Below are 16,196 nucleotides of genomic sequence, written 5' to 3'. Positions count from 1 at the left end.
AGCATGAGCAGCACGAACAAGACTGTTGAAGACCTGATTGCCCGTTCCAACCGCCTGGGTGCGGACAAGCGGAACACTAACTTCGCCGGCGGCAACACCTCCGCGAAGGGCACGGAGAAGGACCCGGTCACCGGCGAGGACGTCCAGCTGCTCTGGGTGAAAGGCTCCGGCGGGGACCTCGGAACCCTCAAAGCCGAAAACCTGGCCGTGCTCCGCCTGGACCGGCTGAACGCACTGAAGAATGTCTACCCCGGGGTGGACCGCGAAGACGAAATGGTGGCCGCTTTTGATTACTGCCTGCACGGCAAGGGCGGCGCTGCGCCGTCGATCGACACCGCGATGCACGGGCTGGTGGACGCCGCGCACGTGGACCACCTGCACCCGGATTCCGGCATCGCGATCGCCACGGCCGTGGACGGGGAGGCACTGACCACCAAGATCTTCGGTGACAAGGTGGTCTGGGTTCCCTGGCGCCGCCCCGGTTTCCAGCTGGGCCTCGACATCGCCGCGATCAAGGACGCCAACCCGCAGGCCGTCGGCACCATCCTGGGCGGCCACGGCATCACCGCCTGGGGCGCCACGTCCGAAGAGGCCGAGGCCAACTCGCTCTGGATCATCGACCAGGCCGAGTCTTACATCAAAGAAAACGGCCGCACGCAGCCGTTCGGCCCCAAGCTCCCCGGCTACGGTGCCCTCCCGGAAGCGGAGCGCCGTGCCAAGGCCGCCGCGCTGGCGCCGGTGATCCGCGGGCTGGCATCCACGGACAAACCGCAGCTGGGGCACTTCAGTGATGACGCCGTCGTCCTTGATTTCCTGGAAGCCGCCGAACACCCCCGGCTCGGTGCCCTGGGCACGTCCTGCCCGGACCACTTCCTGCGCACCAAGGTCAAGCCGCTGATCCTGGACCTGCCCGCCGACGCCTCGATCGAGGACTCGATTGCCCGGCTGCAGGAGCTCCACGCGGACTACCGCGAGGACTACCAGGCCTACTACAGCCGGCACGCAACCCCGGACAGCCCGGCGCTGCGCGGCGCGGACCCGGCCATCGTGCTGGTCCCGGGTGTGGGCATGTTCTCCTTCGGTGCGAACAAGCAGACCGCCCGCGTCGCCGGGGAGTTCTACCTCAACGCGATCAACGTGATGCGCGGCGCCGAGGCGATCTCCACCTACGCCCCGATCGAGGAATCCGAGAAGTTCCGGATCGAATACTGGGCACTGGAAGAAGCCAAGCTCGCCCGGCTGCCCAAGCCCAAGTCCCACGCCACCCGCATCGCCCTGGTGACCGGCGCCGCCTCCGGCATCGGCAAAGCCATCGCCACCCGCCTCGCCGCCGAAGGCGCCTGCGTCGTGATTGCGGACCTGAACCTGGAGAACGCGCAGGCCGTTGCCGCCGAACTCGGCGGACCGGACGTGGCCATCGGCGTGCAGGCCGACGTCACCAACGAAGCCCAGGTCGCCGCGGCCATCCAGGAAGCGGTGCTGGCATTCGGCGGCGTGGACCTGGTGGTCAACAACGCCGGGCTCTCCATCTCCAAGCCGCTGCTGGAAACCACCGAGAAGGACTGGGACCTGCAGCACAACGTCATGGCCAAGGGCTCCTTCCTGGTGGCCAAGGCCGCAGCGAAGGTCATGATCAGCCAGGACATGGGCGGGGACATCATCTACATCTCCTCCAAGAACTCCGTGTTCGCCGGCCCGAACAACATCGCCTACTCCGCGACCAAGGCAGACCAGGCCCACCAGGTCCGGCTCCTCGCGGCAGAACTGGGCGAATACGGCATCCGCGTCAACGGCATCAACCCCGACGGCGTGGTCCGCGGCTCCGGCATCTTCGCCGGCGGCTGGGGCGCCAAACGCGCCGCGGTGTACGGGGTGGACGAGCAGGAACTGGGCAAGTACTACGCCCAGCGCACCCTGCTCAAGCGCGAGGTCCTGCCCGAGCACGTGGCCAACGCCGCCGCCGTGCTCACCAGCGCCGAACTGTCCCACACCACCGGCCTCCACATACCCGTGGACGCCGGCGTGGCCGCAGCCTTCCTGCGATGAGCAGCACCCCAACACCCGGTGTCGACGGCGGCGTGGTCGCCGGCAGTGTATTCGCCGCTGTCGATATCGGCGCCTCCTCGGGCCGGGTCATCCTCGGCCGGGTGGCACCCGGCGTTGCCGGTGGTGAAGGCAAAGCGTCGCTGGAAACGGTCCACCGCTTTCCGAACGGTGTGGTGGAGTCCGACGGCGGCCTGCGCTGGGATTTCGACGCACTGTTCGCCGAGGTGCTCACGGGGCTCGCTGCCGCGGCCCGCGTTGCCGCCGAGCGCGGCGAAACGATCAGCAGCATCGGGATCGACACCTGGGCGGTGGACTACGGGCTGGTGGACGCTGCCGGGAACCTCATCGCGCAGCCGTTCAGCTATCGCGATGACCGCAGCCGCGCCGCCGTCGCCCGCGTCCACCAAAAACTGGACCCGGCCCGGCTCTACGCCACCACAGGCCTGCAGTTCCTGCAGTTCAACACCCTCTACCAGCTGGCAACCGAAAAGGACCTGGACGGGCTGCAGGCCCTGCTCATCCCGGACCTGATCGCCTTCCTGCTCACCGGAGAGCGCCGCACCGAAGCCACCAACGCCTCCACCACCGGCCTCTTCGACGCTGTTGCGGGGGAGTGGGCCACCGAGTTCCTGGCCGCCCTGGGCCTGCCGAAGAAACTGTTCCCGCCGCTGATCCAGCCCGGCGAAACCGTTGGCACCCTGCTGCCCGGCATCGCCGCCCGGACCGGCCTGGCCGAGGCCACGAAAGTAGTGGCCGTCGGCTCGCATGACACCGCATCCGCCGTCGCCGCCGTCCCGGCCGAACACGGGAACTTCGCCTACATCTCCTCGGGAACCTGGTCGCTTGTCGGGGTCGAGCTGAAGAAGCCCGTGCTCACCGAGGCGAGCCGGCAGGCGAACTTCACCAACGAACGCGGCGTGGACGGCACCATCCGGTATCTCCGCAACGTCGGCGGGCTCTGGCTGCTCAGCGAATGCCAGCGCGCGTGGGCGCAGCAGGGTTACACGGCCACGCTGGCGGACCTGCTGGCCGGCGCCGCGGCGCTGCCGTTGGGCGGACCCCAGATCAACGCGGACGATCCCTACTTCATCGCCCCGGACAACATGCCCGAACGGATCCGCGCGGCCGTCCGCAACACCGGCTCGGTCCTTACGGACAGCCCCGCCGCGATCACCCGCTGCATCCTGGACAGCCTCGCTGCCGGGTACGCCCGGACCATCGCCGACGCCGAACGCCTCGCCGACGTGCGCGTCGACGTGGTGCACATTGTCGGCGGCGGCTCGCAGAACCGGCTCCTGTGCCAGCTCACTGCCGACGCCACCGGAAAACGCGTCATCGCCGGACCGGTCGAGGCCACCGCACTGGGCAACGTGCTGGTCCAGGCCCGGGCGGCAGGCGTGGTGTCGGGCGGCCTCGGCGAGCTGCGGGCCCTGGTGCGTGGCTCCCAGCCGTTGGAAAGCTTCCCGGCTGCGCAACGTGGCGTCGTGACGGTTGAATCCGCCGTGTCCGCCTGAGAAGATGCAACATCCTACGTATTGGCCGCTTCATAGAACCGGAATTCCATGCCACTTTTCGACCTACCGCTTGAGCAGCTCCGAAACTACACCTCCGGCGTCACCGCGCCGGTGGATCTCGATGCCTTCTGGGACCGCACCGTCAGCGAAGCCCGGGCATACCCGCTGGGCGCCGTGTTCGAGCCCGTGGACAACTACCTCACGGTAGTAGACACGTTCGATGTCACCTTCGCGGGATTCGGCGGTTCCCCGGTGAAGGGCTGGCTGCACCTGCCGGCGAACCGCCCGGCGGACGAGCCGCTTCCCGTCGTGGTGCAGTATGCGGGCTATTCCGGCGGACGCGGGCTGTCCAACCAGGACACCAAGTGGGCGCAGGCGGGCTACGCGCACTTCATCATGGACACGCGCGGGCAGGGCTACGGCGGACTCCTGGGGCACACCGCAGACCCGCACCCATCCGCCGGGGACGTGGCGCATGCGGGGCTGATGACCCGCGGCGCCGGAAGCCGTGAGGATTACTACTACCGCCGGGTCTATGTGGATGCCTTCCGCGCGGTGGAAGCGGCGCAGGCGCATCCCGCCGTCGACGCCTCCCGGGTTGTGGTTGCGGGTGTCAGCCAGGGCGGCGGCATCACCATTGCCGTGGCCGGGCTTGCTGCCGGAAGGCTCGACGGCGTCATCGCCGCGCTGCCGGACGTGCCGTTCCTGCAGGACTTCCCCCGCGCCATCGACATCACGCCGCGCGGACCCTATCCGGAAATCGCTGCCTTCCTGGCCCGCCACCGGGACCGTTACGAGTCGGTCCTCGCCGTGCTGAACTACTTCGACGGCGTCAACCTGGGCCGGGCGGCCACGGTGCCGGCGCTGTTCTCGGCCGCGCAGGCGGACGACATCTGCCCGCCGTCGACCGTTTTTGCCAGCTTCAACGCCTACGGCACGGGCGCTGGCAGCGGGGCGCCGGCCAAGGACATCGAGGTGTACCGGTTCAACAACCATGAGGGCGGCCAGGAGCACCAGTGGAACCGCCAGCTGGAGTACCTGCGCAAGCTGCTGGGGTAGCGCTTCCCTCCCAACTAGGTAGCAGCAGATGTCGTTTTGGCGGCTCAAAACGACACCTGCTGCTACCTAGTTGGGCCGGGGCTGGTTGGGCCGGTCGAGAGCGGTGCGGTGTGTTGCGCGGAGTTTTGTGACGCCCCGGTTTGCGGCCGGTTGCTTCCGGGGTTATGGTCTTGGCTATGATAAACCGTTGGTATGCGTATTTTTCGTTGGCTCTGGAGGGGCCCGCGTCTAACTGACACGCATCCAACTTTCCTTCAGAGCCAACAGGGCAGAGATCATTCTCTGCCCTTCGCCATTTCTCCGGCGGGTTCTGATCTGGGCCCGCTCCGCACCTTCCGGAACAGGACCCCGCACCCATGAGCACCACAGCAGCCACCGAAACACAGCCTTCCAAGTCCACCTCAAACCTGCGCGTCAGCGAATTCCAGGCGCTTCCGTCACCCCAGGACATGATCGAGGAACTTCCGCTGGACGCCCGGGTTGCTGACGTCGTCGAACGCGGCCGGGATGAAGTCCGGGCCATCATGGACGGCGTGGACGACCGCCTGCTGGTGATCGTGGGCCCCTGCTCCATCCATGACCCCAAAGCCGGCCTGGAATACGCCCGCAGGCTGGTGAGCCAGGCCGAGAAGCACAAGGAAGACCTGCTGATCGTGATGCGGACCTACTTCGAGAAGCCCCGCACCACGGTGGGCTGGAAGGGCCTCATCAACGATCCGCACCTGGACGGCAGCCACGACATCGCCACCGGCCTGCGGGCGGCCCGCCGGTTCCTGAAGCAGGTCACCTCGCTGGGCCTCCCCACGGCCACGGAATTCCTGGAACCCATTAGCCCGCAGTACATGGCCGACCTCGTGTCCTGGGGCGCCATCGGTGCGCGCACCACGGAAAGCCAGATCCACCGCCAGCTGGCGTCAGGGCTGTCCATGCCCATCGGGTTCAAGAACGGGACCGACGGCGACCTCCAGGTTGCGGTGGATGCCTGCAGCGCCTCAGCGGCCTCCCAGGCGTTCCTGGGGATCGACGGCGACGGCCGGGCGGCGCTGGTGGCCACGGCCGGCAACCCGGACACCCACGTGATCCTCCGCGGCGGCCGCAAGGGCCCCAACTACTCCGCGGCCGACGTCGAAGCCGCGTCCGCCAAGCTGGCGGCCAAGCAGCTCAACCCCAGGCTCATTGTGGACGCCAGCCACGCCAACAGCGGCAAGAGCCACCACCGCCAGGCCGAGGTGGCCCTCGAAATCGGCGCCCAGCTGGAAGACGGCGGAGCGGCAGCCGCGGCGATTGCCGGCGTCATGCTGGAGAGCTTCCTGGTTGGCGGCGCGCAGAACCTCGACGTGGCCGAGCACGCCGCAGGCACCGACGAACTGGTCTACGGCCAGAGCGTGACGGATGCCTGCATGGAGTGGGATGTCACGGCGTCGGTACTGGGCCAGCTGGCATCGTCGGCCCGCAAGCGCCGCGGCGCCAGCCAGGGCTGAAAGTCCCTGGCGGTTCAGCGAAACTGGTTACTGAAAATGACTTTCACAATGGCACCATCAGCCACTAGAGTAACTAGCACAGGGTAGGTTGATGGCTCAGCATCGGCACACCGCAATGGGGTTTCAATGGGGTTGCCTTTATCAGCTGTTAACAAAGGAATAAGGGAAATGTCCGCAGAGTCGAACTTCTCGAACGCTCAGTTCCTGACTGTGGCCGAAGTGGCCGAGCTCATGCGCGTTTCCAAAATGACCGTGTACCGCCTTGTTCATTCCGGAGAGATGCCGGCCGTCCGGTTCGGCCGCTCCTTCCGGGTGCCCGAGACCGCCGTCGAACAGTACGTCAAAGGTGCTGTCGTGGAAGGCCAAACGGACACCGCCTAACCTCCGCAGCGGCCGCAACCAAGGGGTGCGGTCTGGCGGGCGGTCAGTGGGAGCGCCGGATAAGCGGTACCCTGTTAGGGAACGTTTTTCGTTATTGTAAGAATCTGTTTGTTGTTTAGTCTGTTGCCTAGTCCACGGACCTCTTCCATCAGACAGGTACTCCATCTAGTTTGTAAGGAACTTTCGTGGGTTCAGTTATTAAGAAGCGTCGCAAGCGTATGGCCAAGAAGAAGCACCGCAAGTTGCTTCGTAAGACCCGCCACCAGCGCCGTAACAAGAAGTAGAGATACTTCCTACAGCGTGAGATGCCCGTTGCCTTTGGCAGCGGGCATTTTTCTTTGCTTGGTTCCCCGGCAACAGCGCTTCGCCGTCGCTTAGACACGCCCGAAAGGCGCTCCGACGGTCGCTGGGCGACCTGTGTCGCGCGTTCGGTCGCGATGCGCTCCTACGCGAAGCACTGTGGCCGATTGAGGCTCCGGAAGCTCAGCGGGCACGCCACTCGTGTGGTGAGGGTTAGACCGTGGGTCCGCGGAAGCGGGTGAAACCCCGCCAGAGGCCGTAGGCGGCGCCGCCGACAGTCGCGGCTTTCAGCCCGAGCGTTGCGGCGCGGCGCCCGGATCGGAAGTCGTACACCGGCCAGTTGTTGTCCCGGGCGTGGCGGCGGAGCCGGGCGTCGGGATTGATGGCCACGGGATGGCCCACCATGCTCAGCAGCGGAATGTCATTGTGTGAGTCGCTGTAGGCCCAGCAGCGCTTGAGGTCCAGGTCCTCGGCGTCCGCGATGCCCTGGACAGCCACGGCCTTGGCCTGGCCGTGCAGGATGTCACCCACCAGCCGGCCGGTGTACGCCCCGTCCATGACTTCACCGACGGTTCCCAGGGCACCGGTCAGGCCCAGCCGGGTGGAAATCACGGTGGCCACCTCGATGGGGGTCGCCGTCACCAGCCACACCATGCGCCCCACCCGGAGGTGCTGCTGGGCCAGGGCTTTGGTGCCGGGCCAGATCCTGGACTCAATCATTTCGTCGAAGACTTCTTCGCCGAGGGCTTTGATGTCCTCCACGGTGATGCCGGCTGCAAGGGTCAGGGCCGAGTCCCGGACCGCGTGGACGTCATCCATGTTCTCGCCGCGGAGAATGAACTTGAACTGCTTCCACGCCATGCCTGCTGCCTGCGGCAGGGTGAAGGCGCCGCGCTGGTGCATTTTTCGGGCCACATGGAAGAGGCTGGCGCCCTTCATGAGCGTGTTGTCGACGTCGAAGAAGGCGGCCTCGCCGTGCTGCAGCGCACCGGCCGGCTGCCGGACTACGGCGACGTACTTCTCCTCGGGCATGACTTGAGTCTAGTCAATGGTCGAGTCCGCGCTGTCGCGGCCTCGCAGACGAGTCCATGCTGATGGGTGCACACAGATGTGCGCCCCCGTCGCAGCGGGGCGGCAGCCCGGGCTACGGTTAAGGCATGGCAAAACCCGACGTCGTCCTGATCACCAAAGCTGACTGCCACCTCTGCGAGGCGGCGCGCGACGCCGTCGGACGGGTCACAGCGGCACTGGGACTTGAGTGGACGGAACAACTGGTGGACAACCAGCCGGAGCTGCGCGAGCGTTACGCCGAAGAGATCCCCGTTGTCCTGGTGGACGGTATCCAGCGGGACTTCTGGAAGATCGACGAAACCCGCCTCGAGCGGATACTACGCCAGGCTGTGGCGAAATAGGCGCGACGACTTCTGCTTTGTTGGCAGCGCAGAGGGGGCTCTAGAGTGGACTCACAACGCGACGCAATGGAGCAGATAGTGACTTCGCTGGATTCATCCCCCGAGGCTGTCCACGGGGATAGCGGAACTGCGGCCAAGCAGATTCCGCCCGCGGCCGTGGCCCGGCTGACCATCTATTTGCGCGCCCTCACCACCATGCTGGCCGAAGGGATCGAACGCGTCTCGTCCGAGTCCCTGGCCGAAGCCTCCGGCGTCAGCTCGTCCACCCTCCGCAAGGACCTCTCGCACGTCGGGTCCTACGGCACCCGCGGCGTCGGCTACGAAGTGCAGTACCTCAGCCGCAACATCTCGGCCGCACTCGGGCTCACCCGGGACTGGAAAGTGGCAATCGTGGGCGCCGGCAACCTCGGCAAGGCCCTGGCGCGGTACGGCGGCTTCGAATCTCGGGGCTTCGACGTCGTGGCCATTTTTGACGCCGACCAGATGGTGGTGGGCAACGAGGTGGGCTGGCTGCGCGTCAGCGACGTCGCGGACCTGGAGCCTGTCCTCCAGCGGACCGGCGCCAACATGGTGGTGCTCGCCCTGCCGGCCGCCGTGGCCCAGGGTGTGTGCGACCGCGTCATCGCCGCCGGCGTGCGAAGCATCCTCAGTTTTGCGCCCGTGATGCTCCAGGTGCCGCCGGGCGTGAACCTGCGCAAGGTGGACATGGCCACCGAGCTGCAGATCCTGGCCTACCACGCCCAGCGGATCCAGAACCCCGACGACGGCGAGTAATCCCGCCGTCGAGAAGTGCCGCCGCTAGCGCCCGAAGGGGTAGCCCGGCTGCCCGTACGGGCCGGCGTACGGCTGGTACTTCCGGAAGTACGGCGCCGACCCGGGCAGGTACAGGAGCACGATCGCCGCGGCCCCGGCCAGGATGGACGGCGTCCCGAGTCCCATCTGCAGAACGCCCAGCAGGGAGAAGGCCGCGAAAATGGTACCCAGGACACGGGCCCAGTTGCGGCCCTTCCGGACGTTGAACGCCACAAGCGCGTACAACAGCACTCCGACGGCGGCGATCAGCACCACCATTCCCACAATGACGCCCTTCACGGCTTCAAAATCCACGTCCGCTCCGCTGGTTGCCAGCCTGGCATTGAACTGGCTGCGCGTGGCGGGGTCGTCGATGGAACCTATCGACAGGAACACGGAGCCCACCCAGAGCGCGCACGCGACGATCAACAGCCAGAACGAGAGGTTGACCAGCGGGGGAGCAGCGGTGCCCGAGTTTCCCTGCTGCGGCAGTTCCGAGGGGTAGGCGTAGTACTGCGGCTTCCCGGACTGCTGCGGCTGCGCATATTGCGCCTGCCCGAACTGTTGCGGGGGCTGGCCGTATTGGGGCGCCTGGCCGGATTGCGGGGCCTGCGCATACTGCGGTGGATGCGCAAAGGCGGACGGATCCTGCCCGTACTGCGGTGCCTGCTGGCCGTAGGAACCGCCGCTGGGATCGCTGGGATACGACGGCGGGACGGGCGGAGTGCTCATTAGTGATCCTTTGTGAGTCGGTTACTCAGTAATAGACACCGGGATCAGCCACCTCACCTGCCCCCAGCGTGATTTTGGTAACACCGTACCGTGCGGAAGGGCATTCTGGGCATAGTTTGCGCCGCAATTTCCGCTCAAGAGAAACAGCGGGCAAACACAGAGGGCGCGGACTCCGGAGGCTCGCGACTGAATTCGCGGGTGCCGTCCAAAGTCCACGCCCTTCGGCTGTGGAACTGTGGTGCTGCTGTGCTGTGCTGTGCTGTGGTGCTTCGGTGCGGGCTAGCGGCCGTAGGGGTTGCCCGGCTGGGCGTAGGGTCCGCCGAACGGCTGCTGCTTCTGGAAGTACGGCGCTGATGCCGGGAGGTAGAGCATCACAATGGCCGCGATGCCGAGCAGTACGGCGATGGTGCCGATGCTGAGCGGAAGCAGGCTGAAGATCGAGAGGGCGGCAAAAACCGTGCCCAGGATGCGCGCCCAGTTCTTTCCCTTGCGAACGTTGAAGGCAACCAGGGCGTACAGCCCGGCACCGATCAGGCCCATCACAACCATGGTTCCGATGACAACGCCCTTGATCGATTCAAAATCGATGTCTGCGCCGCCTGCCCGCATCTGCTCCTCGAACGTGCTCCGCATGGCGGGATCATCCAGCGCGGGAATGGCCACCAGGAGGGAGATGAGCCACAGGGCGCCGGCAGCAATGATCATCCAGAACGCATTGTTGACCATCTTCGGAACCCCGGCGGCTCCGGGACCCTGTGGCTGTTCGGACGGGTACTGGGCGTAGGGGGACTGGCCGTACTGCTGCGGTGTCTGGCCGTAGGGCTGCTGTCCGTACTGGGGAGCGGCAGGAGGCTGCTGCCCGTACTGGGGCTGGCCATACTGGGGAGCAGCCGGCGGCTGCTGCCCGTACTGGGGTGCGTTCTGCCCGTACTGGGGAGCGCCCGGCGCCGTGTTTTGGCCATACTGCGGCGCGGCCGGGGGCTGCTGCCCGTACTGGGGTGCGGCAGGTGACTCCGGTGCGTTCTGCCCGTACTGGGGAGCGTCGGGGCCAGGCTTGCCGTTCTCGGGTTCGTTCGGGGTGGCTGGAGGCGTGCTCATAGTTGGTCCTTCGCGGGTCGACTACTGACAAAACGGGTACCGGGATCAGTGACGGTTCCCCTGCCCCCAGCATGGTTTGGTTCCACCGTACCCCGCTCCGGCGGCCCGATGGATCATTCCGCAGAGGTATTCTGGCCGGCCGGGTTTAGCGGCCGGATTAAGCACAGCACCCCGCTCCGTCGCGGTGACGGAGCGGGATGCTGTGGGGTGAAGAACTACATAAGCGAAGAACTAGGCTGCGGGAGCGATGAACGCGAGCTCGAGGTTGATGGCAACCTTGTCGCTGACCAGCACGCCGCCGGCTTCGAGGACGGCGTTCCAGGTCAGGCCGAAGTCCTTGCGGCTGATGGTGGTTTCGGCGGTGAGGCCGGCGCGGGTGTTGCCGAACGGATCCACAGCCACACCGTGGAGCTCGGTCTCGAGCGCCACCGGGCGGGTGACGCCCTTGATGGTCAGATCGCCCTGGAGCTCGTAGGCGTCGCCCTTGGGAACGATCGCGTTGGAGACGAAGGAGATTTCCGGGAACTTCTCGACGTCGAAGAAATCTTCGCCGCGGACGTGGCCGTCGCGGTTGACGTCGCCCGAGTCAAAGCTGGCGGTCTGGATGGTGGCGTTGACCTTGGAGTCGGCAACGTCCTGGGCGAGGTCCAGCGTGGCTACGGCGTCGGTGAACTGGCCGCGGACCTTGCTGATGCCTGCGTGGCGCACCGTGAAGCCGATTTCGCTGTGCGAGTTGTCGAGGGTCCAGGTGCCGGTGGTGATGTTGGCGGGCAGTGCCATGGTGTTGCTCCTTGTGATCTGTGGTGGAAGTTCTCTTGCGGAAGGACATCTGATCGCCAGCCAAAACTTCTTTGCTTGAAGTCTCAACTAACTGCTTCACCCAGTATAAACATGCATATGCATCTTTTATTCCAACTCCGGGGAACATTTCTCCAAACTTCTCAGTTCTACTTCCTGTAGAAGATTTCAGATCACCCGACATCTTTGAGAAACTGGTAAACATGCCCCAAGCCACTGTTCATCTCCTTCGCCATGGCGAGGTCCACAATCCGGACGGAATCCTCTACGGACGGCTTCCGGAATTCCACCTCTCCGAACTCGGGCAGCAGATGGCCAAGACGCTCGCCGTGCACTTCAGCGACCGCGTTGCCGGCGGGGCGAACATCGTGCATCTCGTGGCCTCGCCGCTGACCCGCGCCCAGGAAACGGCCCTCCCCATCTCCGAAGCGCTGAACCTCGAAATCCACACCGAGGCGCGCATCATCGAGGCCGGCAACCACTTCGAAGGGCTCCGGGTCAACAAAGCCGAGCTCCTCAAGCCCAGGCACTGGCCGCACCTGCGCAACCCGTTCATCCCGTCCTGGGGCGAGCCGTACAAAGCCCAGGCTGCACGCGTCATCGCCGCGGTCCAGGACGCGCGCCTCCGTGCCATTGAGCTGGGTGGCGACCATGCGGAAGCGATCCTGGTCAGCCACCAGCTCCCCATCTGGTCCACCCGCCTGAGCGCCGAGGGCAAGCCCCTCTGGCACGATCCGCGCAAGCGCGAATGCACCCTCACGTCCATCACGTCTTTGGTGTTCGACGACGACGGCACCCTCCTGCGCGTGGAATACAGCGAGCCCGCTGCCGCGCTCCTGCCCGGCGCCTCGAACACCCCGGGGGCCTGAGCGTGGCCGGATTCAAGTTCAGCAAGGTGGCCGGCGCCCGCGACGTGACCAACGCGGCCTCCCGCCGCAGTGTCCTGGCCGCCGGCGGCCTGGGGCTGGCCGCCCTCACCCTGGGGCTTTCCGCGTGCGCCCAGGAGGACGCCCTGGCCAAACAGGCCAAGGCCGGGGACAACAAGAACTACGTGGCCGGTGACGGATCCGTGACCGAGTTCGCTGCCGCCGACCGCAAATCCGCCGTCAGCATCAAGGGAACCCTCTTTGACGGCACCACTGTGGAGCCGGCGGACTTCGTCGGAAAAGTCACCGTGCTCAACTTCTGGTTCGCTGCCTGTGCGCCGTGCCGCGTCGAAGCGCCGTCGCTCGAAGCCCTCCACCAGGAGTTTAAGCCGCAGGGAGTGCAGTTCTACGGCGTCAACCTCCGCGACGAAAAGGCCGCAGCCGAGGCGTTCGACAAGACGTTCAACCTGACCTACCCCAGTTTCCACGACAAGGACGGCGGCGTGCTCCTGGCGGTGTCCGGGCTGGTTCCTCCGGGTGCAGTGCCCACCACGCTGGTGCTCGACAAGCAGGGCCGGGTGGCCTCCCGTGTCCTCGGGGAAATCCAAAAGGGCACGCTCAAGGCTCTCATCGCCGCCGCCGTGGCAGAGTAACGGCGGCGCCCCACGTGAACAGCCCCTTCGCCGAAGCCATCCTGAACGGTTCGCTGCTGCTTGCCATCCCGGTGGCACTGCTCGCGGGATTCGTGTCCTTCCTCTCCCCGTGCGTCCTGCCCCTGGTGCCGGGATACCTGGGCTACGTGACCGGACTGACCGGCGTGGACCTGGAGAAGCAGAAGCGCGGCCGCATGCTGGCCGGAATCGGCCTGTTCGTGCTCGGCTTCTCGGTGATATTCGTCCTGCTCGGTGGGGCGTTCGGCCAGCTCGGCTCGATGATCAGCGGCGGCCAGAATGCCTGGATCACCCAGGTGCTGGGTGTCCTGGTGATCATCATGGGCGTCGTATTCATGGGCGGTTTCAGCTGGCTGCAGCGGGATGCCAAAATCCACGCCAAGCCGCCGGCCGGACTGTGGGGCGCGCCGTTGCTGGGCATCACCTTCGGCCTCGGCTGGGCTCCGTGCATCGGGCCCACCTACTCCGCCGTCCAGCTGTTGAGCATGTCCGGCGGGTCCTCGGCCGCCAAGGGGGCGTTCCTGGCCTTCGTCTATAGCCTCGGGCTGGGCATCCCGTTCCTGCTGATTGCCCTGGCCGTGCGCCGGGGCGTCGGCGTGATGTCCTTCTTCCGCAAACACCGGCTCGCCATCCAGCGGATCGGCGGGGGAATCCTGGTGGTCCTCGGCCTGCTGATGGCCAGCGGGGTATGGGGAGCCTGGGTGTCCGGGCTGCAGTACTGGTTCCAAACCGATGTGAAATTGCCGATCTGATGAGCGAGCGAGTGAACGAAAAAAAGAAGCCTGCACCCGCAGACAATGCTGCAGCGAACCCCGTGGCCAAGGCCAAGGCCGAAGCTGCCATGCCGGCGCTGGGGCTCACAGGCATGCTGCGCTGGGCCTGGACCCAGCTGACCAGCATGCGCACCGCGTTGTTCCTGCTGCTGCTGCTGGCCGTCGCAGCCGTGCCCGGATCGCTGTTCCCGCAGCGCCCCGCGAACCCCTCGATCGTCACCCAGTACATTGCGGACCACCCGGACTACGGCAAGATCCTGGACTCCCTCCAGCTTTACGACGTGTACTCCTCCGCGTGGTTCTCCGCCATCTACATCCTGCTGTTCATCTCGCTGATCGGCTGCGTGGTTCCCCGCGCGATAGCCCACTACAGGGCCATGCGCTCCCAGCCCCCGCGCACCCCGGCCAGGCTCTCCCGCCTGCCCGAGTACGGCACCCTGGTGATCCCCGCGGACGCCGGGATCCCGGCGTCGGACGCTATTGCGGACGCTGCCGCGAAGCTGAAGAAACGCGGTTACCGCGTTGATGTCAGGGACGACGACGGCGCGCGGCCCTCTTTGGGGGCCGAGCGCGGCTTCCTGAAGGAAGTGGGAAACCTGGTGTTCCACACGTCGCTGATCGGCGTGCTGGTCTCCGTGGCGGCCGGCGGCCTGTTCGGGTACAGCGGGCAGCGGATCCTGGTGGAGGGCGACACGTTCGTAAACACCCTGGTGGGCTACGACCAGTTCACCCCGGGCACCAACTTCCAGAGCAGCCAGCTCCAGCCCTACTCCATCCAGCTGGATAAGTTCCAGATCACCTTCGACCGTGAATCGAAGGGCAAGTTCGGCCAGCCCATCGACTTCAAGGCGGACGTGACCACCCGGGAAACCCCGGACGCACCGGCCGAGAAGCAGGTGCTGAAGGTCAACGACCCCGTCAGCCTGGGCGGCACCAGCATCTACCTCACCGGCAACGGCTACGCCCCCGTGGTGACCATCCGCGACGGCGCCGGCAACGTCGCCATGCAGGGGCCGGTGGTGGCCAAGCTGCAGGGGGACAACTACTACTCCTCCGTGGTCATCAAGGTCCCGGACGCCAAGCCGGACCAGCTCGGGTTCGCCGGGTTCTTCCTGCCCACCGCGTTCGTCACCGAGGAAGGCGTGTCCTTCAGCGGGGACCCGGAACTGATCAACCCGCAGCTCACGCTGAACTCGTACTTCGGCGACCTCGGACTAAACGCGGGCTCCCCGCAGAACGTCTTCGAGCTCGACGTGAAGAAGCTGACGCCGCTCAACGCCCGGAACCTCGACGCCGGCGGCATCACCCTGGCGCCCGGGACCACGTATACGCTCCCGGACGGCAAGGGAACCATCAGCTTCGACGGCGTGAAGCGCTACATCGGCGTGGACATCCACCACAACCCGGGCCAGCTCTACGCCCTGATCTTCGCCCTTCTGGCGGTGGCCGGACTGGTGACCTCCCTGTACGTGAACCGCCGGCGCGTCTGGGTCCGCACGGGTACGCACCCCGACGGCCGCACCATGGTGGAGTACGGTCTCCTGGCCCGCGGCGAAGACCACCGCCTGGCGGCGGAGGCGGAGATTATCCGCGGACTGCTGACAGAGGAATGGGGCCTGGACTCCCGGACGGCTTCACAGACAGCTCCCAGCGGGCCGGAGGATAATGGCCCCGCGGAGAGTGTCCCCAACGGTGCCTCCGGGGATGCCGCCACGGAATCCCGCCCGGAAGACTTTATCCAGTCAACAGCCGGCTCATCCGAGTCGAAGAAGGACCAGTAATGCTCGCCATCAACGAAACCATGGGCCAGTACAGCGAGCTCTTTATGCTGCTGGCCGCCGGAACGTACACGGTTGCCTTTATCGCCTTCGCCTGGGACCTGGCCAAGAGCAGCAAGGCCCTCCTCGCCGTGGACCTCAAAGCTGCGGCCGCAGCCGAGGCGTCCGCGGCAGCGACGTCCAAAGTTCCGGTGGGTGCCGGCGTCGGCGCCGGTGCCGCCGTTGACCGCGCCGATTCGGACGTCAGCGGGCCGGCAGGCCGCGCCGAGCGGCCGTCGTCGGCCACCGGACGCGCCTCCAATGGTGCCGTGGCAGGCGCCGGGCAGACGGCCGACGCCGGCATGCGCTACGCCGCCGAACGCCGCGTTCCCGCCCGCGTTGCTGTTGCCCTGACCGTGCTGGGCGCCGTGATCCACGGCGCCGGCGTGGTCACCCGCGCCTTCGGTGCGGGCCGGGTGCCGTGGGGCAACATGTACGAGTTCCTTACCACCGGCG

At 66.4% G+C, this 16,196-nt stretch carries 16 protein-coding genes and 1 pseudogene; 13 read left to right on the top strand and 4 right to left on the bottom strand.

What is annotated here, in order from left to right:
* Window positions 1-3 precede the first annotated feature (3 nt).
* The 6 genes from PV761_RS15915 to PV761_RS15890 all read left to right on the top strand — a co-directional run bounded on the left by PV761_RS15915 (window position 4) and on the right by PV761_RS15890 (window position 6,765).
* On the top strand, window positions 4-2,046 hold the full coding sequence (locus tag PV761_RS15915; protein WP_347898180.1) for a bifunctional aldolase/short-chain dehydrogenase: 2,043 nt from the start codon (window positions 4-6) through the stop codon (window positions 2,044-2,046).
* Window positions 2,043-3,560 carry a rhamnulokinase family protein gene (locus tag PV761_RS15910; protein WP_347898178.1) on the top strand — a complete coding sequence of 506 codons (1,518 nt, stop codon included), beginning with the start codon at window positions 2,043-2,045 and terminating at the stop codon, window positions 3,558-3,560. Before PV761_RS15915 ends, PV761_RS15910 begins: the two co-directional genes overlap by 4 nt.
* 48 nt (window positions 3,561-3,608) lie before the next feature.
* A complete protein-coding gene (locus tag PV761_RS15905; RefSeq protein WP_028269978.1) occupies window positions 3,609-4,619 on the top strand; it encodes an acetylxylan esterase in 1,011 nt (336 codons plus the stop codon).
* Between the two features lie 356 nt (window positions 4,620-4,975).
* Window positions 4,976-6,100 carry a 3-deoxy-7-phosphoheptulonate synthase gene (locus PV761_RS15900; RefSeq protein ID WP_347898174.1) on the top strand — a complete coding sequence of 375 codons (1,125 nt, stop codon included), beginning with the start codon at window positions 4,976-4,978 and terminating at the stop codon, window positions 6,098-6,100.
* A 168-nt stretch (window positions 6,101-6,268) separates the two neighbouring features.
* Window positions 6,269-6,481, top strand: coding sequence for a helix-turn-helix domain-containing protein (locus tag PV761_RS15895; protein WP_028269980.1), 213 nt, complete (start codon window positions 6,269-6,271; stop codon window positions 6,479-6,481).
* 185 nt (window positions 6,482-6,666) lie between these two features.
* Window positions 6,667-6,765: an AURKAIP1/COX24 domain-containing protein gene (locus tag PV761_RS15890; protein WP_003792170.1), complete on the top strand. Its 99-nt coding sequence runs from the start codon at window positions 6,667-6,669 to the stop codon at window positions 6,763-6,765.
* Between the two features lie 229 nt (window positions 6,766-6,994).
* Here the strand turns inward: PV761_RS15890 and PV761_RS15885 are convergent, their stop codons facing one another.
* Window positions 6,995-7,813: an HAD-IB family hydrolase gene (locus PV761_RS15885; RefSeq protein ID WP_028269981.1), complete on the bottom strand. Its 819-nt coding sequence runs from the start codon at window positions 7,811-7,813 to the stop codon at window positions 6,995-6,997.
* 125 nt (window positions 7,814-7,938) lie between these two features.
* Between PV761_RS15885 and PV761_RS15880 the strand changes: the two genes are divergently transcribed.
* Together PV761_RS15880 and PV761_RS15875 are read left to right on the top strand one after the other, a co-directional pair.
* The gene (locus PV761_RS15880) at window positions 7,939-8,193 is read left to right on the top strand and encodes a glutaredoxin family protein (protein WP_043483637.1); all 255 of its coding nucleotides are present in this window, start codon (window positions 7,939-7,941) and stop codon (window positions 8,191-8,193) included.
* Between the two features lie 78 nt (window positions 8,194-8,271).
* On the top strand, window positions 8,272-8,967 hold the full coding sequence (locus PV761_RS15875; protein ID WP_028269983.1) for a redox-sensing transcriptional repressor Rex: 696 nt from the start codon (window positions 8,272-8,274) through the stop codon (window positions 8,965-8,967).
* Between the two features lie 24 nt (window positions 8,968-8,991).
* Here PV761_RS15875 and PV761_RS15870 read toward each other — a convergent pair whose 3' ends face one another.
* From PV761_RS15870 to PV761_RS15860, 3 genes are all read right to left on the bottom strand, one after another.
* A complete protein-coding gene (locus tag PV761_RS15870; protein WP_347898169.1) occupies window positions 8,992-9,717 on the bottom strand; it encodes a hypothetical protein in 726 nt (241 codons plus the stop codon).
* A gap of 279 nt (window positions 9,718-9,996) precedes the next feature.
* Complete coding sequence (locus PV761_RS15865) at window positions 9,997-10,815, bottom strand: hypothetical protein (protein WP_347898167.1); 819 nt, start codon at window positions 10,813-10,815, stop codon at window positions 9,997-9,999.
* Between the two features lie 231 nt (window positions 10,816-11,046).
* Window positions 11,047-11,595, bottom strand: coding sequence for a YceI family protein (locus tag PV761_RS15860; protein ID WP_347898165.1), 549 nt, complete (start codon window positions 11,593-11,595; stop codon window positions 11,047-11,049).
* Window positions 11,596-11,816: 221 nt separating this feature from the next.
* On the opposite strand from PV761_RS15860, the gene PV761_RS15855 reads away from it, so the two are divergent.
* The 5 genes and pseudogenes from PV761_RS15855 to PV761_RS15835 form a co-directional block, all read left to right on the top strand.
* Window positions 11,817-12,482 carry a histidine phosphatase family protein gene (locus PV761_RS15855; RefSeq protein WP_347898163.1) on the top strand — a complete coding sequence of 222 codons (666 nt, stop codon included), beginning with the start codon at window positions 11,817-11,819 and terminating at the stop codon, window positions 12,480-12,482.
* A 44-nt stretch (window positions 12,483-12,526) separates the two neighbouring features.
* Window positions 12,527-13,132, top strand: a complete 606-nt coding sequence (locus PV761_RS15850) for a TlpA disulfide reductase family protein (RefSeq protein WP_347898272.1) — start codon at window positions 12,527-12,529, stop codon at window positions 13,130-13,132.
* A 14-nt stretch (window positions 13,133-13,146) separates the two neighbouring features.
* Window positions 13,147-13,902 (top strand): cytochrome c biogenesis protein CcdA, encoded by a 756-nt coding sequence (locus tag PV761_RS15845; RefSeq protein WP_028269989.1) that lies wholly within the window; start codon window positions 13,147-13,149, stop codon window positions 13,900-13,902.
* The gene (locus PV761_RS15840; RefSeq protein ID WP_347898161.1) at window positions 13,902-15,704 is read left to right on the top strand and encodes a cytochrome c biogenesis protein ResB; all 1,803 of its coding nucleotides are present in this window, start codon (window positions 13,902-13,904) and stop codon (window positions 15,702-15,704) included. Before PV761_RS15845 ends, PV761_RS15840 begins: the two co-directional genes overlap by 1 nt.
* Window positions 15,704-16,196 (top strand): annotated as a pseudogene (locus PV761_RS15835) (c-type cytochrome biogenesis protein CcsB); the annotation flags it as partial. The gene PV761_RS15840 and the pseudogene PV761_RS15835, both read left to right, overlap by 1 nt.

This window comes from Arthrobacter sp. CC3 (assembly GCF_039907775.1).
In the GTDB taxonomy this organism is placed as follows: domain Bacteria; phylum Actinomycetota; class Actinomycetes; order Actinomycetales; family Micrococcaceae; genus Arthrobacter.
The sequence above is the reverse complement of the archived record's forward strand: the minus strand, read 5'-3'. Positions and strand labels throughout refer to the sequence as shown.